The organism is Gilvibacter sediminis, assembly GCF_028561565.1.
In the GTDB taxonomy this organism is placed as follows: domain Bacteria; phylum Bacteroidota; class Bacteroidia; order Flavobacteriales; family Flavobacteriaceae; genus Gilvibacter; species Gilvibacter sediminis.
The window spans coordinates 367,717-382,621 of sequence record NZ_JAQQTE010000001.1; the positions used below are offsets into that span (position 1 = coordinate 367,717).

Below are 14,905 nucleotides of genomic sequence, written 5' to 3' on the forward strand. Positions count from 1 at the left end.
AAGCTCGATTTGTGCATTTGAACGAATTTTCCTGCAAAGTGTCGGTTTTTTCTTACAGATCAAAAATCACCTTCTATATTCGCCCCAGATTAATTAACAACAACATGAAAAAACTAGTCGCTTTATTCACCTTATCACTTGCAGTTTTAACCAGCTGCTCTACAGATAATAGAGAAGATTATATTTCGCTTGATGCACCTAGCTTTGAAGTTAACGCTAAAAGACTTGCCGTTACTACTGCTGCTCAAGCCAATACAAGAACCTGTGCTTCTGCTAAGCTATGGGCCGCGCAAACTCAAGTCGCCGGAACACTTACTATAAGTACTGATGACACTTCAATTTTTGTGAAGTATGAAACTACTAGCGAGTGGGTTATTGATGCTACCCACCTTTTCGTAGGTTCTCTTGGCGATATGCCAATCACTCCCAGTGGAAACCCAAGAGTTGGGCACTTCCCGTACACGCAAACCCATGCAATGGGAACAAACGTAGTAGAATACGTTATCCCTATTGACGCTGTACCTGATTGCTTTTCTGTGGCCGCACACTCCGTAGTTACCAAGCTTAACGACGCTGGTAACCCAATTTACTGCGAGACCTCTTGGTCTGACGGAACCCCCGTAGGCGGATCTAACTGGGCGATGACGACAACATTCTGCAAGAGTGGATGTACCTCATCAACAACCGACGGACCTGTCCGCGTAGGACGCTAGTCTTAATCCCCCATTAAAAAGCCCGATCGATTTGATCGGGTTTTTTTGTTTTTAAAAGCCGCGTTCCTGCTGGAGTTGTTCGTAGGCTTCTTGTACTTTTCTGAATTTATCTTCCGCACCTTTTTTGTAGGCATCGTCCATATGCTGCACCTTGTCTGGATGGTATTTCTTGGCCATGGTACGGTAAGCCTTTTTGATCTCAGAGTCTGAGGCAGTTTTTTCTATCTCCAAGATCTTATAAGCGCTATCTGCAGATTTGAAGAACATGGCTTTCACGCTTTCAAAATCTGCCTGGCTGATCGCTAGATAACGTGCAATGCGGCCAATCTCTTCTACTTCTGATTGATCCACACGTCCATCTGCATTGGCAACACTGAACAGAAAGTGTAAAATCTGCAGTCTGGATTCGTAGCGCGTTTTTTGACGCATGAGTTTACAGATATTTTCTGCGGAGATGGCTCGATTCTTAATCACGTCATTAAAGACCTTAAAAGCGGCATTGGCGCGTTGCTTGCCGTAAGCCTGCACAAAGTACTGACGTACGTAATTGAGCTCGTCCTCATTGACGCGACCGTCTGCACGGATCACCAAAGAAGCCAAAGAAAGTAGGTTCAACTCAAAATCCGCCGGCGAGACCTGATCGGATTTGGGTTGATTAAAAACGCGTTTGTAAGGTTGCTTTTTGGATCCGCCTTTGTTGATCTCATCAATAAAACTACCAATGATAAAACCTATAACGGCACCAAAGAATCGGCCTCCAACAACCCAACCTAATACGGCTCCAGCCCATCGAAACATAATTGTGTAAAATAAAGATTAAAAATGCGACTAAAGATAACCATTTCACCTCGTGTGAGCGGCCACTCAGTCGCTAATACTAGTACAAAATTGGTTATCTTTGCAGTCAAATTGTTACACAAAAACAAGAAAAATTATGTATCCACCAGAATTAGTACAGCCCATGCGTGAAGACCTAACGGTTGCTGGGTTTTCTGAATTATATACTGCTGACGAGGTTCAGCAAGCACTTAATCAAGAAGGAACTACTCTAGTTGTAGTGAATTCTGTATGCGGATGTGCCGCAGCAAACGCACGTCCTGGAGCCAAGCATGCCTTGAATAACGGAAAAACACCAGACCATTTGGTGACTGTTTTTGCCGGAGTTGACACTGAGGCTGTAAACGCAGTACGCGAGCGTATGATTCCTTTCCCACCGAGCTCTCCATCTATGGGCTTGTTTAAAGACGGAGAATTGGTGCATATGCTAGAGCGTCACCACATTGAAGGTCGTCCTGCAGATATGATCGCAGAGAACCTGATGGACGCTTTTAATGAATACTGCTAAGCCCTCGACCAATAAAAAATAAGACCACGTTTTTAAACGTGGTTTTTTTATGACTAATTTTGGGCATGGCCAAATTGCTTTCCTATCCCATATCTGCGATCTATTATCTGGTTTTTGGATTGACCTTAGTGATCTTCCACCCCATCCAATGGGTGGCCTTACGCGTTTTTGGATACAAGGCACATAAGGTGACGGTAGATTGGCTGCAATTCTGGCTTATGGCTGGGACTGGTATCTTAGGAACCCGATACAGTTTTAAGAATCCGCATAAAGACAAGATAGGTACAGACAGACCTTTGATCTTGGTGTGCAACCATCAAAGTCTGTATGACATTCCGCCGTTGATCTGGTATTTTAGAAAGAACCACGTGAAGTTCATCAGCAAGAAATCCTTGGGAAAGGGAATTCCTTCGGTTTCCTTTAATCTGAGACATGGAGGCAGCGTGTTAATTGATCGCAAAAATGCGGCTCAAGCAGTTGCGGCTATTGCCAATTTTGGCGACTATATTGAAACCAATAAACGTGCAGCGGTGATTTTTCCAGAGGGAACCCGCAGTCGTACTGGGCAACCTAAACCTTTCCAATCGAAAGGCCTTTTAACACTTTTTGAGAAGATTCCATCAGCCCTAATTGTTCCCGTGAGCATCAACAATTCTTGGAAGTTATGGCGTTACGGCTCATTCCCATTAGGCCTAGGTAATCATGTAAAATTTACCGTCCACGACCCTATTTTATTGGAAGCTGTTGAAGATCGCTCCGCATTGATAGGTCAACTGGAGAAAACCGTCCACGATGCCATTAAGTAGCACCCTCATTGACAACACCATTGCTTTTGTCAAAGAAGAATTGGCTCAGGCAGAAGGCGGGCATGATTGGTTTCATATTGAGCGCGTTTACAAAACAGCTATGCGCCTGGCTAAAGAAGAGCAGGCAGAGCCACAAACAGTCGCTTTAGCCGCTTTACTACACGATATCGCAGATGCTAAATTTCACGACGGAGACGAATCCCTCGGGCCTAAAAAAGCCGCTGAATTCTTAAAATCCCAAAATGTTGACCCGGCTCAGATCAACGCTGTAGTGAACATAATTGAACATATGTCGTTCAAAAACTCCTTTGAGAAGAGTAGTTATGACAGCTTAGAATTACGCGTGGTCAGAGATGCGGACCGCCTTGATGCTATTGGAGCCATTGGTATTGCACGCGCTTTCAATTACGGCGGATTTAAAAACCGTGCCCTCTACGATCCGGAAATAGAACCTCAGCTTAATCTGACCAAGGAGCAGTACAAAAAGTCTACAGCTCCGACTATCAACCACTTTTACGAAAAGCTGTTGCTGCTTCAAGAGATGATGCATACCAAAACCGGCCGCCAAATGGCAGCCGGCAGGCATGAATTCATGAAAGCTTACCTTTCCCAGTTTTACAAAGAATGGGAAGGTGAATTATAATTAGTACTTCAGATCTTTAAGCGTGATCTTCTTGTCCAAATCAGACAGGTTGATCGTTCCCACTTCTTTAGTTTCTTGTGGAGTTGCGTAGTTTCTGTAGATCGTATACTTCAAATACGTTGGATTGATGGAAGCCATTGGATTGAGTGACTCTAAGTTGATCAGCCACTGTCCGGCCTCGGCATCATCGATCTCAAACTGCTGAATAGCATAACCTCCTTTGTAAGCCATTTTCATAGCCTCAAGATTGTCAAAACGGGTTTGTTTGTGCGTAAAGAACTTCCCTGCAGGACTCACAAATTGCAGGTCAAATTCTGCAGACGGATCGTTCCACTCAAAGACAATTCTAATGTCTTTTTTATACCCAACATTGAGCAAACGATTCGGTAAGGTCTCATAAGCAACCTTGTCCTTGTAATTAGACAATAATTGACGCATCTCAGCTTCTGCTACCCCTTGAATTCCAGTGAAATCTAAGGAAGGATTGTTGTTATCCAAAATGAACTTATAAAGGGAGAATGCTTTAGCATACTCACCGGTCTCTTTATACATATACGCCAGATCTCTATAGCTCTGTGCATCGTTCGGGTTAAGTACTGCAATGCGTTGAAAGACCGACTTAGCGCCGTTTAGATCTCCCATTTCTTGCAAACGATACCCAAGGCTCTTTAGCGCTTTTGGATTGTTTGGTGCCTCATCAAGGATACGAGAAGCCACCTTCATGGCAAACTCTTTATCCCAAGTTTCAAAATACTTAGAGGCATTCAAATAATACTCCACACCATAGGCGTTAGCCAATGAGCTTTGTTGCTTGTAAATGTCTTTAGCTTCTTCAAAACTTGTGGCGCGCTGTAACTGACTTAAGTATTCGCTTTTCACCATTTCATCCCTGGCCAAAATACCTTCTGAATAATCGTTATTTGTAGCTTTAAGTGCTTCTAACTTTTCTTCAGGGGTTGGATACTTCCCTTGAGCAGTTGCAAAGGTCTTGGTCTCAATAATGATTACACCACTGCGTCCTAAAGATCCGTAGCGAACACTACCAACCACTCCAGGAATGGTAGTAACGCTGTGAATGTTTTGCACATCAATTTGCGGCACCTGATTGATCCCTTGCTCGTAGATCATATCGTCAATCACCATGATAGGCAAGGTACTCTGTGTCACAGAAGTCCCGAGAGAACGGTTAAAGGCAAAGATCGGGTTTGGACCAAAGATATCGGACACAATGATTCCAGGCATTTTATTCAAAATTTGCCCTAACACAACATAGCTCGGTAAGATCTGCTCTTCTGTAATTTGAGAAGCAGCAAATCCTAAGGCGTCAAAATCCTTAGTTCCGTATGCCGTGTTGATGGTACGTGAACCCACTTTGTTCTCACGCTCCTTACGGGCTCGTAACTCTACTTCTTCTAAAAGCTCACCGTCAGTCTCTAAATTGACCTCCAGATCCTCTGCTTTGGCTACGAGCTCTGCAGGGTAGGTAGTGAGATAATCTACACGCAGTACGTCTCCAGGCAAAGCCTCAATGGTAAAGCGACCCATATAATCGGTCTTGACTTCATTGTAGCTTCCTTTTACACGCACTACAGCGCCTTGAACAGGTTCTCCTTCTGAAAGGACCACCCCGCTAATTCCATCCACCTCAGCTTTATCTTTTATTGTTTCTGCGCTGATGGCTTCATTGTATGGATTTAAGAACAGAATATTATTCGCTTCCAAAAGGTTGTAAAAGCGCGCCATACTCATCTGCTTTGGCGCATAACCTATGGCAGTGATCTCAATCTGATCTGAGGATGAGATCTGTTCTTCAACGATCTCCAATTTAAAACTTCCATCTGCTTGAGTAACTGTTCCGTAGTTGCGATCAACAATATTGATGTTCACAAACTCAACGGGTTGCTGGGTTTTTCCATCCAATACATAGGCGTCAACATAGATGACATTCATTTGTGCAAAGAGCGGAAAGCTCATAAAAACGAGTAGTAGTGTAATGATCTTTTTCATAGGTATGCTTGTTTTAAGGTTATTGGGTTACAGGCCAGAAGCATAGGTACTTCTGGCGTGTAATCCCAGACCCCTAAGGGTCAATGCAATAAATCGTAGCTTGGTCGGCTTAGTAGCGCAACTGCTTAATGGTCACTTTCTGATTCAAATCAGACAGATTCACCATCCCCGTTTCTTGGGTTTGGTTACTCTTGCCGTAATTGGTGTAGACAGTATACTTCAAGTATACGGGGTTGATGGAGGCCTCACCGGCTAATGATTCCACATTGATCAACCAGTTTCCGCGAACGCTGTCGTCAATCTCGAACTGTTCAATGGAATATCCCTTGGTGTATTCGTCTTCCATTTGCTCCAGATTGTCAAAACGCGTGTGCTTATACGTGAAGTATTTTTTACTTGGATCTACAAATTGAATGTCAAACTCTGCCGCAGGATCATTCCATTCAAAGACAATGCGAATGTCTCTTTTATAATCGGTTTGCAACAGGTTGTTTGGTAAGTCTTTGTAGTAAACCTTGTCCTTGTGGTTGGCCAAAAGCTCGCGCAATTCTGCTTCTGCGACTCCTTGAATTCCACTAAAGTCAACTCCTGGAGTTTGATTGGCCAAAATTCTTTTATAGAGAGCAAAGGACTTAGTATACTCTCCGGTTTCCTTATAGATATAAGCCAGATCTCTAAAGCTCTGAGCATCGTTTGGATTAAGCAGCGCCAATCTTTGGTAAGCAGCTTTAGCGCCTTCCAGATCACCCATATCTTCTAAACGATAGGCAAGAGTCTTTAAAGCCTTGTCATTTTTCGGTGCAATGTTCAGGATTTCCTGAGCCACTTTAGCAGCGTACTCCATATTCCACTTTTCGAAATATTCTGAGGCCTCTACAAAGAAGTCGATCCCATAAGCGCTTCCGCTAGCTAAAGATCTTTGCTGATTGTAAATAGACTTAGCAGCATCAAAGGAATTGGCTTGTCTCAAACGCGCGATATAATCACTAACCGGCAGATCTTCTAGCATGACCAAACTTTGGTTGTAGTTATTACCTGTGACCAGAGCAGTCTCTTGTTTCTCGTCTGGTTTGTAATCACCTTGCGCAGAGGCATAGGTTTTTGTTCTGATGATGATTACACCGTTACGTCCAAGAGTTCCATAGCGAACCGAACCGACAATTCCAGGAATCACGGTAATGCTGTAAACGTTATTGATGTCTACCAAACCGTTCACTCCCAAAGGACCAATTTGATCTGGACCGTAAACCATATCGTCAATTACAATAGCACGACCGTTACTCAAGTTGATAGAAGTCGGGTTCACAACTCCTACAGTTGGTAATCTCAACAAAGCTTGCTCAAAGGTCAAAGCGCCAGCAGAGATCTCATCGGCAGTGATCTGAGCCGCTCGGTATCCCAATCGGTCAAACTTCTTTTTGCCGTAAGCGGTCTCGATATTTCTATCGCTTAAGAATTCTCTCTTTTCTGATTTCAAGGTTACCTGCTCCAGGAGTTGACCATCTACGGTCAAGTCAATATTCATGTTCGACTGAGCACTTACTTCTTTTGGAAGTGTGGTCAAATAATCCACCTGAAGTACATCTCCAGAAAGTGCGTCAATTTGGAATTTCCCATCCGCATCGGTTTTTACTTGTTTGTAACTTCCTTTTACGCGAATGGTCGCTCCTTGAACAGGAACTCCTTCTGCAAGCACCACCCCAGCAACGCCTTTGGCGCGACTGCCTTGATTGGTGGTCTTGATGGTTTCCTGACTGATCACCTCGTTATAAGGATTCAAGTACAGGACATTGTTCTTTTCCATAAGGTTATACAGACGCTCCATACTCATGGTTTTCGGAGCATAGCCCAAGGCTACCAATTTGATCTGATCTTGTGGCCCGACTTGATCTTCAATGATCTCAAGTCTAAATTTTCCATCTGCTGTAGTCACGGTACCGAGGTCACGGTCCAAGACATTGATGTTTACAAATTCTATGGGTCGTTGTGTCGATCCATCCAAGACATAGGCGTCTATGGTCACCACATTCATCTGCGCTACGGCTGGTAGCGTCAGAATCGCTAATAAAAATGATAAAACTGTTTTCATAATAGCAACTTTAAAAGTTATCACTGCATGCACAACTAACTGATATCTAAGATACAACGCAAACCGCTAAAAAAGTAATCCCCGATAGAAATTAACGTTTGTTTGTGAAGCGGTCAAGTACCACTTTTGCAGGCAGTTCCGCCAAATTAACCACCTTGGTTCTCTGGGATTCAAAAGGCGTCCCATAATTGAGATATAAGGTGTATTTGAGGTAGGCAGGATTGGCTGCATTGGGTGCTCCAATATTTCTGAGATTGAACTGCCAGATTCCAGGAGCATCTTCTGCGATCTCAAAGGATTTGGTGTACACTCCAGACTTTCTAAATCGAACCATTTCTTCCGGATTGGAAAAACTGTCAAAACTCCAGTTGTAAAATTTCCCTTGCGGATTGACAAATTGCATCTCAAATTCTGCTAAAGGGTCGTTCCAACTTACTTCAACGCGTATTTTCTGAGAAAAATCATCATCCTTCAACCAAGTAGGAAGATCATCTGTATTGAGCTGATGTCCATGTGCATTTAAAAGACGCTTCATCTCAAAGGTCGCGTCCTGAGCCAGCTCTTGATAGTCCACGCCATCGGTCTGATTGGCTAGGATCTGCTTAAAATTCCCAAAGGCTTCCTCATAGACTCCCGCGCGCACTTGCGCTTTGGCCAGATCAAATAGACTTTGGGCTTCATACGGCCTTAATTGATGAATGGTCTGATAAACCTCCATGGCGCGCTTGTATTGCAGTTGTTGTTCCAACACAAAAGCATAAGTCTTTAAGATCTTGGCATTATTTGGCGCCAGAACAGCCAGATTAGAGAACAATCGCTTTGCAAAACGACCGTCTAGCTGTCTAAAATAATTCCCGCTATTGACTAAAAAAGGCACAATGAGCATGTTCTTTTGCCCTTTAAATTCTCTGTAAAGCGTTTTCGCCTCTTCTGTATTGGCGGCGTTCTTATAACGCACCACATAATTGGCATCTTGAATCACAGCCTCCAAGCGCGGCAGGTCTTCTGCAAAATCATTGCCCTTGACCAAGGCTGTATTGGTCTCTTTGGGAGTGTCAAAACGCATGGAACTGTTCTCTGTTTTGATCACAATAGCTCCATATGCGCCCAGAGAACCATATCTGTTAGAAGCCACGACAGATTTTAACGCCACAATGCTTTCAATGGTTTGTGGATCTATTGGCGGCAAAAGCTGATCCAAAGGCGCTTGACCTTGCTGATAGGTGATCCCATCTACCACAATTATTGGACTGGTGTCAAGGGTGACTGAGCCTGTGGTTAAACGGGCAAACGTATAGCGCTTTTCATCGCCTATTCCGGTAACCAATACCCCAGGCAACTTGACAACCAATTGATCCAAGTTCAAATGCTGTGGACCAATATCCTTCCGAGTGACTTGTTGCAGGTCATATCCAACCGCATCCGCATTGCGCTCGCCAAAGGGAGTATCTACTGTAGTTGCCTCTGAGGCAGCAGCAGCCTTGACCACCACTTCATCCAGAAGTTGTCCGTCGGTCTCCATGATCAAATCGAGTTCTCCCAATTGATCCAACACCAATCGCAAGGGCTTCATGCCCAAATAATCTACCGTGATAATATCGCCAATATCGGCATCGATATAAAAAGAGCCATCGCCGCGGGTCACCGTAGATTCAAAAGTTCCTAAAACCTTTATAAAGGCTCCGGGAAGTGGGCCAGCCTCATTACTCACCCGTCCAAATATATCTCCGGTTTGTCCCAGAGCGCCTCTTGCAGCATACCGCAAATTATCATTCAGATCATAGGTGAGATATCGCAGGGCTTGATCCATATTCATTCGGGCAAGGTTGATATAGTGCCCACCGCTTAATCGACAAACATCTTTTAAAGCGGCATCAGCTGCCATTTCATTACTGTTTACAGCAAACAAGGGTACTTCAAAGCGCTCAGAGAGTTGACTGGTAGCGCTGAGTCCGTTAGAAAAAAGAAAGGCCACATCGCTCTTTAAACCAAAATCTTCTTGCAAGACTTTAAAGTCAGCATCTCCGTCATAACTAGTGTCCAAAAGGAAATCTTCCAGCTCATCCCAAGATTTTCTCGCCCGATCAAAACGCTGTTTTTCTCGATAGCCCATGGCAAATTTCACCACAGTAATGTCCAGATCTTTTTGTTTTTTAATGTAATCTTTAAGCAGGTCTAGTTCTTCCTCAAAATTTCGATCCACAGAAGCTGCTGAAGCATCCCAATACAGCATCATTGTTGTTGCTTCTTCTCGTTTGAGCTCTTTGGAGATCCCAGAACTTTTAGGCCTTGAAGTGTCTAACCAAAAGCCCATCCCGATATAATCAGCCCGATCAAAATCGCCTTGGCTAACCAAACGCAAATAGGAAGTTCCGCGATCAAAAGAGCCAAAAAGCGCTAATCCTATCTTTTTACCATAAATCTCTATGAGTTCTATGCTAACCACTATGTCTTCATCTACTATGATGTTGTAGGGTTTGAGATCAATGGTCTCTACACCGTAATCCTTAGAAATGATGTGATAGATGGGTTTGGCTAATATGTTCTTGCCCGGATATTTGTTTCGGTAATCATAGACATTGACCCGTATGCGCAAACTGTCGGAGAGGTTTTCGGAGATCTTAAAACTCAGATTTAAAAGTTTGGTACGTTCTCTTTTTATTCTGATTCGCGTTGCGATCTCTCCACCCAGGCCTTTTTTATCTTTCCAATATCCTATGGTCTTATTGTCCAAGTTTTCAAAACCGATAGTCTCATACTTGCGCTCCTCATTGGTAATGGTGACCACATCCAGCTCATTAATAGCCGGTTTAAGATAGATCTTGGCGCGCTCCTCTCCGTATAAACCGTGATATTTGCCCAAGGACAAATTCAAGGTTTCATATCCAAGAATAGAAAATTGCAGTCGGTCTGTAGGTTCTGCATCGTTTGAAAAGTAAGTAAAGCCGTAAAAACCCGTTTCCTTACTGATGGTACCAATACCTTTAGATACGATTCCCACATTGGCGAATTCTATGGGTTCTTTGGTCTCTGCATCGTAGAGATAGCCCTGCACAATCCATTCTTGCTGTGCCAGCAAGGAAAAACTGCACAAGAGCATTACCCATAAAACGAAGCGCATTTTCATAACAAATCACATAAATCTCCCGCTTGAGATTTATATAAATTTACGACTCAAATGCCGCTTTAAAGGTAAATTCCAATAAAAAGTTACTATGATTCACATAAATCAATCAAACAATTTGAGCTGATTTTCATAAGGATTTGTAAATAGGTCGGTGCGGAGTTTCGGTTTTTCTGCGGAGGGGAAATACTGCTTTTTAGCCAGCGCAATTAGGTCATTAATTTGTGTTGCAATGGCCCCTTGGCCGCGCATACGCGTTCCAAACTCAGAGCTGTTCACTTGTCCGCCGTGACAATCTGCAATTTGGTTCAAAATGCGTTCTGCTCGGTCTGGAAGTGCGGCTTTTAACCAGGCAGAAAAGATCTGCTCCAATTGTCCATTAAGTCTAACTATAGTATGACCTATTCTAAGCGCTCCTGCATCCGCAACGGTTTTGGCTAAGGGCAGAATCTCATGAGAATTGAGTGAAGGAATAATTGGCGCCATCATAACCATTACCGGGATATTGTTCGCCGCCAAAGTCTCTACCGTTTGCAAACGCTTCTTGATGGTTGCCGTTCTGGGCTCCAACAGCCTTCGGGTTTTTTCAGAAAGTGAGGTGATAGAGATCACCACTTGAACCAGATTATGCGACGCCAGTTCTTTTAAAAGATCCAGATCTCTGAGCACTAAAGAGTTTTTGGTAATGATCCCAACCGGGTGTTTCCAGTCCAGCAATACCTGCAAGCATTTACGCGTCAATTCAAATTTCTTCTCGGCAGGTTGATAGCAATCGGTGTTTCCAGAAAGCACAATGGGGCTCGGCTCCCATTTTTTACTCTTGAGTTTTTTGATGAGCAATTCTGGAGCATTCTTTTTGACCATGATCACGCGCTCAAAATCCAATCCAGCACCGTATCCCCAATATTCATGAGAGTTTCTTGCATAGCAGTAGACGCAGCCGTGCTCACAACCTTGATAGGGGTTAGCGGAGAATTGCATCCCCACATCAGGACTGGTCACCGGATTGACAAAACTCTTGGGATAGACTGTTAAATAGCGTGTTTTATTGGATTCAAAGTCTTCCTGTTCCTTGCTGCAGTACTCCAAAAAGTCATCCAGCCACTCGTGTTTTTCGGAGGCGAATTTATTGTGGACACGCTCTTGCGCGCCCCGACCTTTTAGATGTGTTTGCATGTACTTTAGTGGGAATTACTCCTACCAAAGTACAAACTAATTTGGAATATTTCCAATTTTTTGGATTATTTCCTAAAAAGTAAATTTGACAATACTACGCATGCACCTAGCTGTCCTTGCAAGCGCGCTCGGAATTAAATATAGTATAAGAATGGACGGTGTTTACCCCTATTTTCCTGGGAAGATCGCCTTGCGTTTCTCTAAGAAAGCCTGAGTGCCTTCTTTAAAGTCTGCAGTACCAAAACACTTTCCAAATTCGGTGATCTCTGTATCGTAACCGTTCTCGCCGGCTTCGTAATTAGAGTTAATGGCAGTTATAGCAGCGGCAATAGCAACTGAAGAGTTCGTCATGATCTTTCCGGCGATCTCGTGACATTTTGGAATGAGATCTTCTTGGCTGGTGACGTAATTCACCAAGCCGTATTCTAAGGCTTTGTCTGCCTTGATCATCCCTGCGGTCATGATCATTTCCATGGCACGCCCTTTACCCACCAATTGCGGCAAGCGTTGTGTTCCTCCGTAACCCGGGATCACCCCTAAGGAGACTTCTGGCAAGCCCATACGCGCATTATCACTGGCCAGTCTAAAATGTGCAGCCATGGCCAATTCTAATCCACCACCTAAGGCAAAACCATTTACGGCAGCAATTACTGGCGTTGATAAATTAGCAACAAAGTCAAAAAGACGCGCCTGACCACTGCTAGCCAATTTCTCTCCTTCTGAGACGGAAAAATCAGCAAACTCGGCAATGTCTGCTCCAGCCACAAAGGCTTTTTCTCCAGAACCAGTCACTATGATAACCTTAACCTGGTCATCCTGATCTGCTGCCTTAAAAGCTTGATGCAACTCAGAGATGGTCTCTGTGTTCAACGCATTGAGTTTTGAGGGACGGTTTACGGTAATGGTGCAAACGCCATTAGCCGATTCAGATAGCACATTGTTGTAAGTCATGATTGTTTGGTTTTTTAGGTCAGTTTTGGAAAACGAACTTCGAAGGTGGTTCCTACCCCTTCTTCACTGGTAAAATTAATACTTCCGCCGTAGGTTTCCACAATATTTTTTACCATCGCGAGTCCAAGTCCCATCCCGCTGCTCTTGGTGGTGAATTTAGGCTCAAAAACAAGCTCTTTATTCGCTTCAGAGATTCCAACGCCATTGTCCTTTACACGAATCACTGCAGAATCTGCATCGGTTAAAACATGAACAAAGATCTTGGGATCTTCTTTGTTGACCAATGCCTGTGTAGAATTTTTGACCAAATTAGTGATCACACGTATGAGCTGCGTTCGATCAAACTTGGCGATAACCTCCTCCTGGTCTGCCTCAAAATAGATATAAGATTCATTAAAGATGTCCAATGCCAGCTTGGTGATCTTGACCACGTTTAGCGTTTCGTCTTTTTGGGCAGGCATTTTCGCGTAGGTAGAAAAAGCAGAAGCAATAGAACTCATGGTATCAATCTGCTGGATAAGGGTATTGCTATACTCTTTAACCTTCTCTTTGATTTCTGGGTCGTTCGGGTCAAACTTTCGCTCAAAACTCTGCACAGAGAGCCTCATGGGCGTTAATGGATTCTTAATCTCATGCGCAACTTGCTTAGCCATTTCTCTCCAAGCAGCTTCGCGTTCTCCAGCGGCTAATTTTGCAGCACTGATCTCCAGTTCATCAATCATGGCATTGTAGGACTCTACCAAATTGACAATTTCTGGACTGCTGTCATCGGTCACGATCTTCTCATTGCGAATCCCCAAAGAGGTCTCCGTCATTTTATCGCTAATGGATTGCAGCGACTTGGTAATGTATTTAGAAAGGAAGAAAGCCAAAAAGATCGCAATCCCAAGCATCAATAAATACACTTGTGCCAATCGGGTCAGAAACTCAACCAGCTCGCGGCTAATGAAGTCATCTTCCTCTATATAAGGCAGATTTAAGATCGCAATGGGTTTGAACTTATTGTCGGTAATATAGGAATAGGAAGAGCGGAAACTCTTGCCTTCTTCTGTAAACTTTTGAACGTATTTTTTGGTGGATGAATTCCGTAAACCGCTCAACATATCCTCCGGGATTTGAACGCGCGTGGTGTCTCTCATCAAAGACGCTTTGGAGCTCTTGAGCAACTTTCCATCCAGATCATAGATGTACAATTCCAGATTGTGAATGTCCTTGATCTCGTAGATCTTGGTGCGAAAGATCAATGGCAGGTTCTCTGATTCTACCGGATAGGTGGTCGTCTTTAGCACGTAGTTTATGCTGGACTTTATGGCCGATTCTTTACGTTCTAAACGTTCGGTGTGGTAGTCTTTAGCCTCCTCGCTGTACTGATAAATAGAAACCGCGGCAATGAGCACTGAGGCTGCAATCACCAAGAGCAACATGGAGAGGAATATCCGTGTTCTTAAGCTAAGTTTCACCGAGTTTGGAAGTTTTAATGTCCGTTCAAACTACAAATATTAGACCAGAATCATTCTTTTTCTGCTCGATATCTTTTGTAGGCCTTGAATCCAAGCATCAGAAGTAGCGCAAAGACAATGATTCCCAAAGTTCCGTAGATCCAGTTGATCGCATTTTTAAGAATCACCAAAAAGACCACCGCAAACAGGATCAAGGTTGCGCCTTCATTGAACAAACGCATAAAATTGGAACTGTACTTTACTTTATCAGCTTGTAAATCCTTATAGATCAAATGACACTTAATGTGATACGCGATCAGGGCCACCACAAAGGCCAGTTTGACCTGCATCCAAGCATCGGTAATGTAAAATGGACGTAGCGCTAACAGCCAAATGGCAAATCCTGTAGCTAAAAACATGGACGGCCAAGTAATGATAAACCAAAGTCTTTTGGCCATGATCTTTAATTGATCTCCCAGAATGGTCTTATCGGGTTCTGGCTTCTGCGCGGCTTCTATCTGATACACAAACAAGCGCACAATGTAAAAGAGCCCAGCAAACCAGGTGATCACAAAGATCAAGTGTAAGGATTTGATGTAATTATACTCCATA

12 protein-coding genes are annotated in these 14,905 nt (G+C 43.6%); 4 read left to right on the forward strand and 8 right to left on the reverse strand.

Annotation, left to right across the window (positions count from 1 at the left end; translation table 11 throughout):
- Positions 1-104: 104 nt before the first annotated feature.
- Positions 105-713 (forward strand): hypothetical protein, encoded by a 609-nt coding sequence (locus tag POW22_RS01630; protein WP_272830706.1) that lies wholly within the window; start codon positions 105-107, stop codon positions 711-713.
- Between the two features lie 51 nt (positions 714-764).
- Here POW22_RS01630 and POW22_RS01635 read toward each other — a convergent pair whose 3' ends face one another.
- Positions 765-1,511: a TerB family tellurite resistance protein gene (locus POW22_RS01635; RefSeq protein WP_272830707.1), complete on the reverse strand. Its 747-nt coding sequence runs from the start codon at positions 1,509-1,511 to the stop codon at positions 765-767.
- A 136-nt stretch (positions 1,512-1,647) separates the two neighbouring features.
- On the opposite strand from POW22_RS01635, the gene POW22_RS01640 reads away from it, so the two are divergent.
- The 3 genes from POW22_RS01640 (at position 1,648) to POW22_RS01650 (ending at position 3,507) form a co-directional block, all read left to right on the forward strand.
- Positions 1,648-2,058 (forward strand): BrxA/BrxB family bacilliredoxin, encoded by a 411-nt coding sequence (locus POW22_RS01640; RefSeq protein ID WP_272830709.1) that lies wholly within the window; start codon positions 1,648-1,650, stop codon positions 2,056-2,058.
- Between the two features lie 65 nt (positions 2,059-2,123).
- A complete protein-coding gene (locus tag POW22_RS01645) occupies positions 2,124-2,864 on the forward strand; it encodes a lysophospholipid acyltransferase family protein (protein ID WP_272830711.1) in 741 nt (246 codons plus the stop codon).
- Positions 2,851-3,507, forward strand: coding sequence for an HD domain-containing protein (locus POW22_RS01650; protein WP_272830712.1), 657 nt, complete (start codon positions 2,851-2,853; stop codon positions 3,505-3,507). The genes POW22_RS01645 and POW22_RS01650 overlap by 14 nt, the downstream gene beginning before the upstream one ends.
- Here POW22_RS01650 and POW22_RS01655 read toward each other — a convergent pair whose 3' ends face one another.
- The 7 genes from POW22_RS01655 to POW22_RS01685 form a co-directional block, all read right to left on the reverse strand.
- Positions 3,508-5,514, reverse strand: a complete 2,007-nt coding sequence (locus POW22_RS01655; RefSeq protein WP_272830713.1) for a hypothetical protein — start codon at positions 5,512-5,514, stop codon at positions 3,508-3,510.
- 109 nt (positions 5,515-5,623) lie between these two features.
- Positions 5,624-7,603: a hypothetical protein gene (locus POW22_RS01660; protein ID WP_272830714.1), complete on the reverse strand. Its 1,980-nt coding sequence runs from the start codon at positions 7,601-7,603 to the stop codon at positions 5,624-5,626.
- A gap of 91 nt (positions 7,604-7,694) precedes the next feature.
- Positions 7,695-10,730 (reverse strand): carboxypeptidase-like regulatory domain-containing protein, encoded by a 3,036-nt coding sequence (locus POW22_RS01665; protein WP_272830715.1) that lies wholly within the window; start codon positions 10,728-10,730, stop codon positions 7,695-7,697.
- A gap of 102 nt (positions 10,731-10,832) precedes the next feature.
- The gene (locus tag POW22_RS01670; RefSeq protein ID WP_272830717.1) at positions 10,833-11,903 is read right to left on the reverse strand and encodes a PA0069 family radical SAM protein; all 1,071 of its coding nucleotides are present in this window, start codon (positions 11,901-11,903) and stop codon (positions 10,833-10,835) included.
- Positions 11,904-12,071: 168 nt separating this feature from the next.
- Entirely contained in the window at positions 12,072-12,854 is a 783-nt protein-coding gene (locus POW22_RS01675; RefSeq protein ID WP_272830718.1) for an enoyl-CoA hydratase/isomerase family protein, read from the reverse strand.
- A gap of 14 nt (positions 12,855-12,868) precedes the next feature.
- Complete coding sequence (locus tag POW22_RS01680) at positions 12,869-14,278, reverse strand: sensor histidine kinase (protein WP_272831836.1); 1,410 nt, start codon at positions 14,276-14,278, stop codon at positions 12,869-12,871.
- An 86-nt stretch (positions 14,279-14,364) separates the two neighbouring features.
- Entirely contained in the window at positions 14,365-14,904 is a 540-nt protein-coding gene (locus POW22_RS01685) for a CopD family protein (protein WP_272830719.1), read from the reverse strand.
- Between the last annotated feature and the right edge of the window lies 1 nt (position 14,905).

What these genes read in the sequence shown, in the direction of transcription:
- POW22_RS01630 (WP_272830706.1), top strand. Translation starts at nt 105, where the DNA reads ATGAAAAAACTAGTCGCTTTATTCACCTTATCACTTGCAGTTTTAACC.
- POW22_RS01635 (WP_272830707.1), bottom strand. Translation starts at nt 1,511, where the DNA reads ATGTTTCGATGGGCTGGAGCCGTATTAGGTTGGGTTGTTGGAGGCCGA.
- POW22_RS01640 (WP_272830709.1), top strand. Translation starts at nt 1,648, where the DNA reads ATGTATCCACCAGAATTAGTACAGCCCATGCGTGAAGACCTAACGGTT.
- POW22_RS01645 (WP_272830711.1), top strand. Translation starts at nt 2,124, where the DNA reads ATGGCCAAATTGCTTTCCTATCCCATATCTGCGATCTATTATCTGGTT.
- POW22_RS01650 (WP_272830712.1), top strand. Translation starts at nt 2,851, where the DNA reads ATGCCATTAAGTAGCACCCTCATTGACAACACCATTGCTTTTGTCAAA.
- POW22_RS01655 (WP_272830713.1), bottom strand. Translation starts at nt 5,514, where the DNA reads ATGAAAAAGATCATTACACTACTACTCGTTTTTATGAGCTTTCCGCTC.
- POW22_RS01660 (WP_272830714.1), bottom strand. Translation starts at nt 7,603, where the DNA reads ATGAAAACAGTTTTATCATTTTTATTAGCGATTCTGACGCTACCAGCC.
- POW22_RS01665 (WP_272830715.1), bottom strand. Translation starts at nt 10,730, where the DNA reads ATGAAAATGCGCTTCGTTTTATGGGTAATGCTCTTGTGCAGTTTTTCC.
- POW22_RS01670 (WP_272830717.1), bottom strand. Translation starts at nt 11,903, where the DNA reads ATGCAAACACATCTAAAAGGTCGGGGCGCGCAAGAGCGTGTCCACAAT.
- POW22_RS01675 (WP_272830718.1), bottom strand. Translation starts at nt 12,854, where the DNA reads ATGACTTACAACAATGTGCTATCTGAATCGGCTAATGGCGTTTGCACC.
- POW22_RS01680 (WP_272831836.1), bottom strand. Translation starts at nt 14,278, where the DNA reads ATGTTGCTCTTGGTGATTGCAGCCTCAGTGCTCATTGCCGCGGTTTCT.
- POW22_RS01685 (WP_272830719.1), bottom strand. Translation starts at nt 14,904, where the DNA reads ATGGAGTATAATTACATCAAATCCTTACACTTGATCTTTGTGATCACC.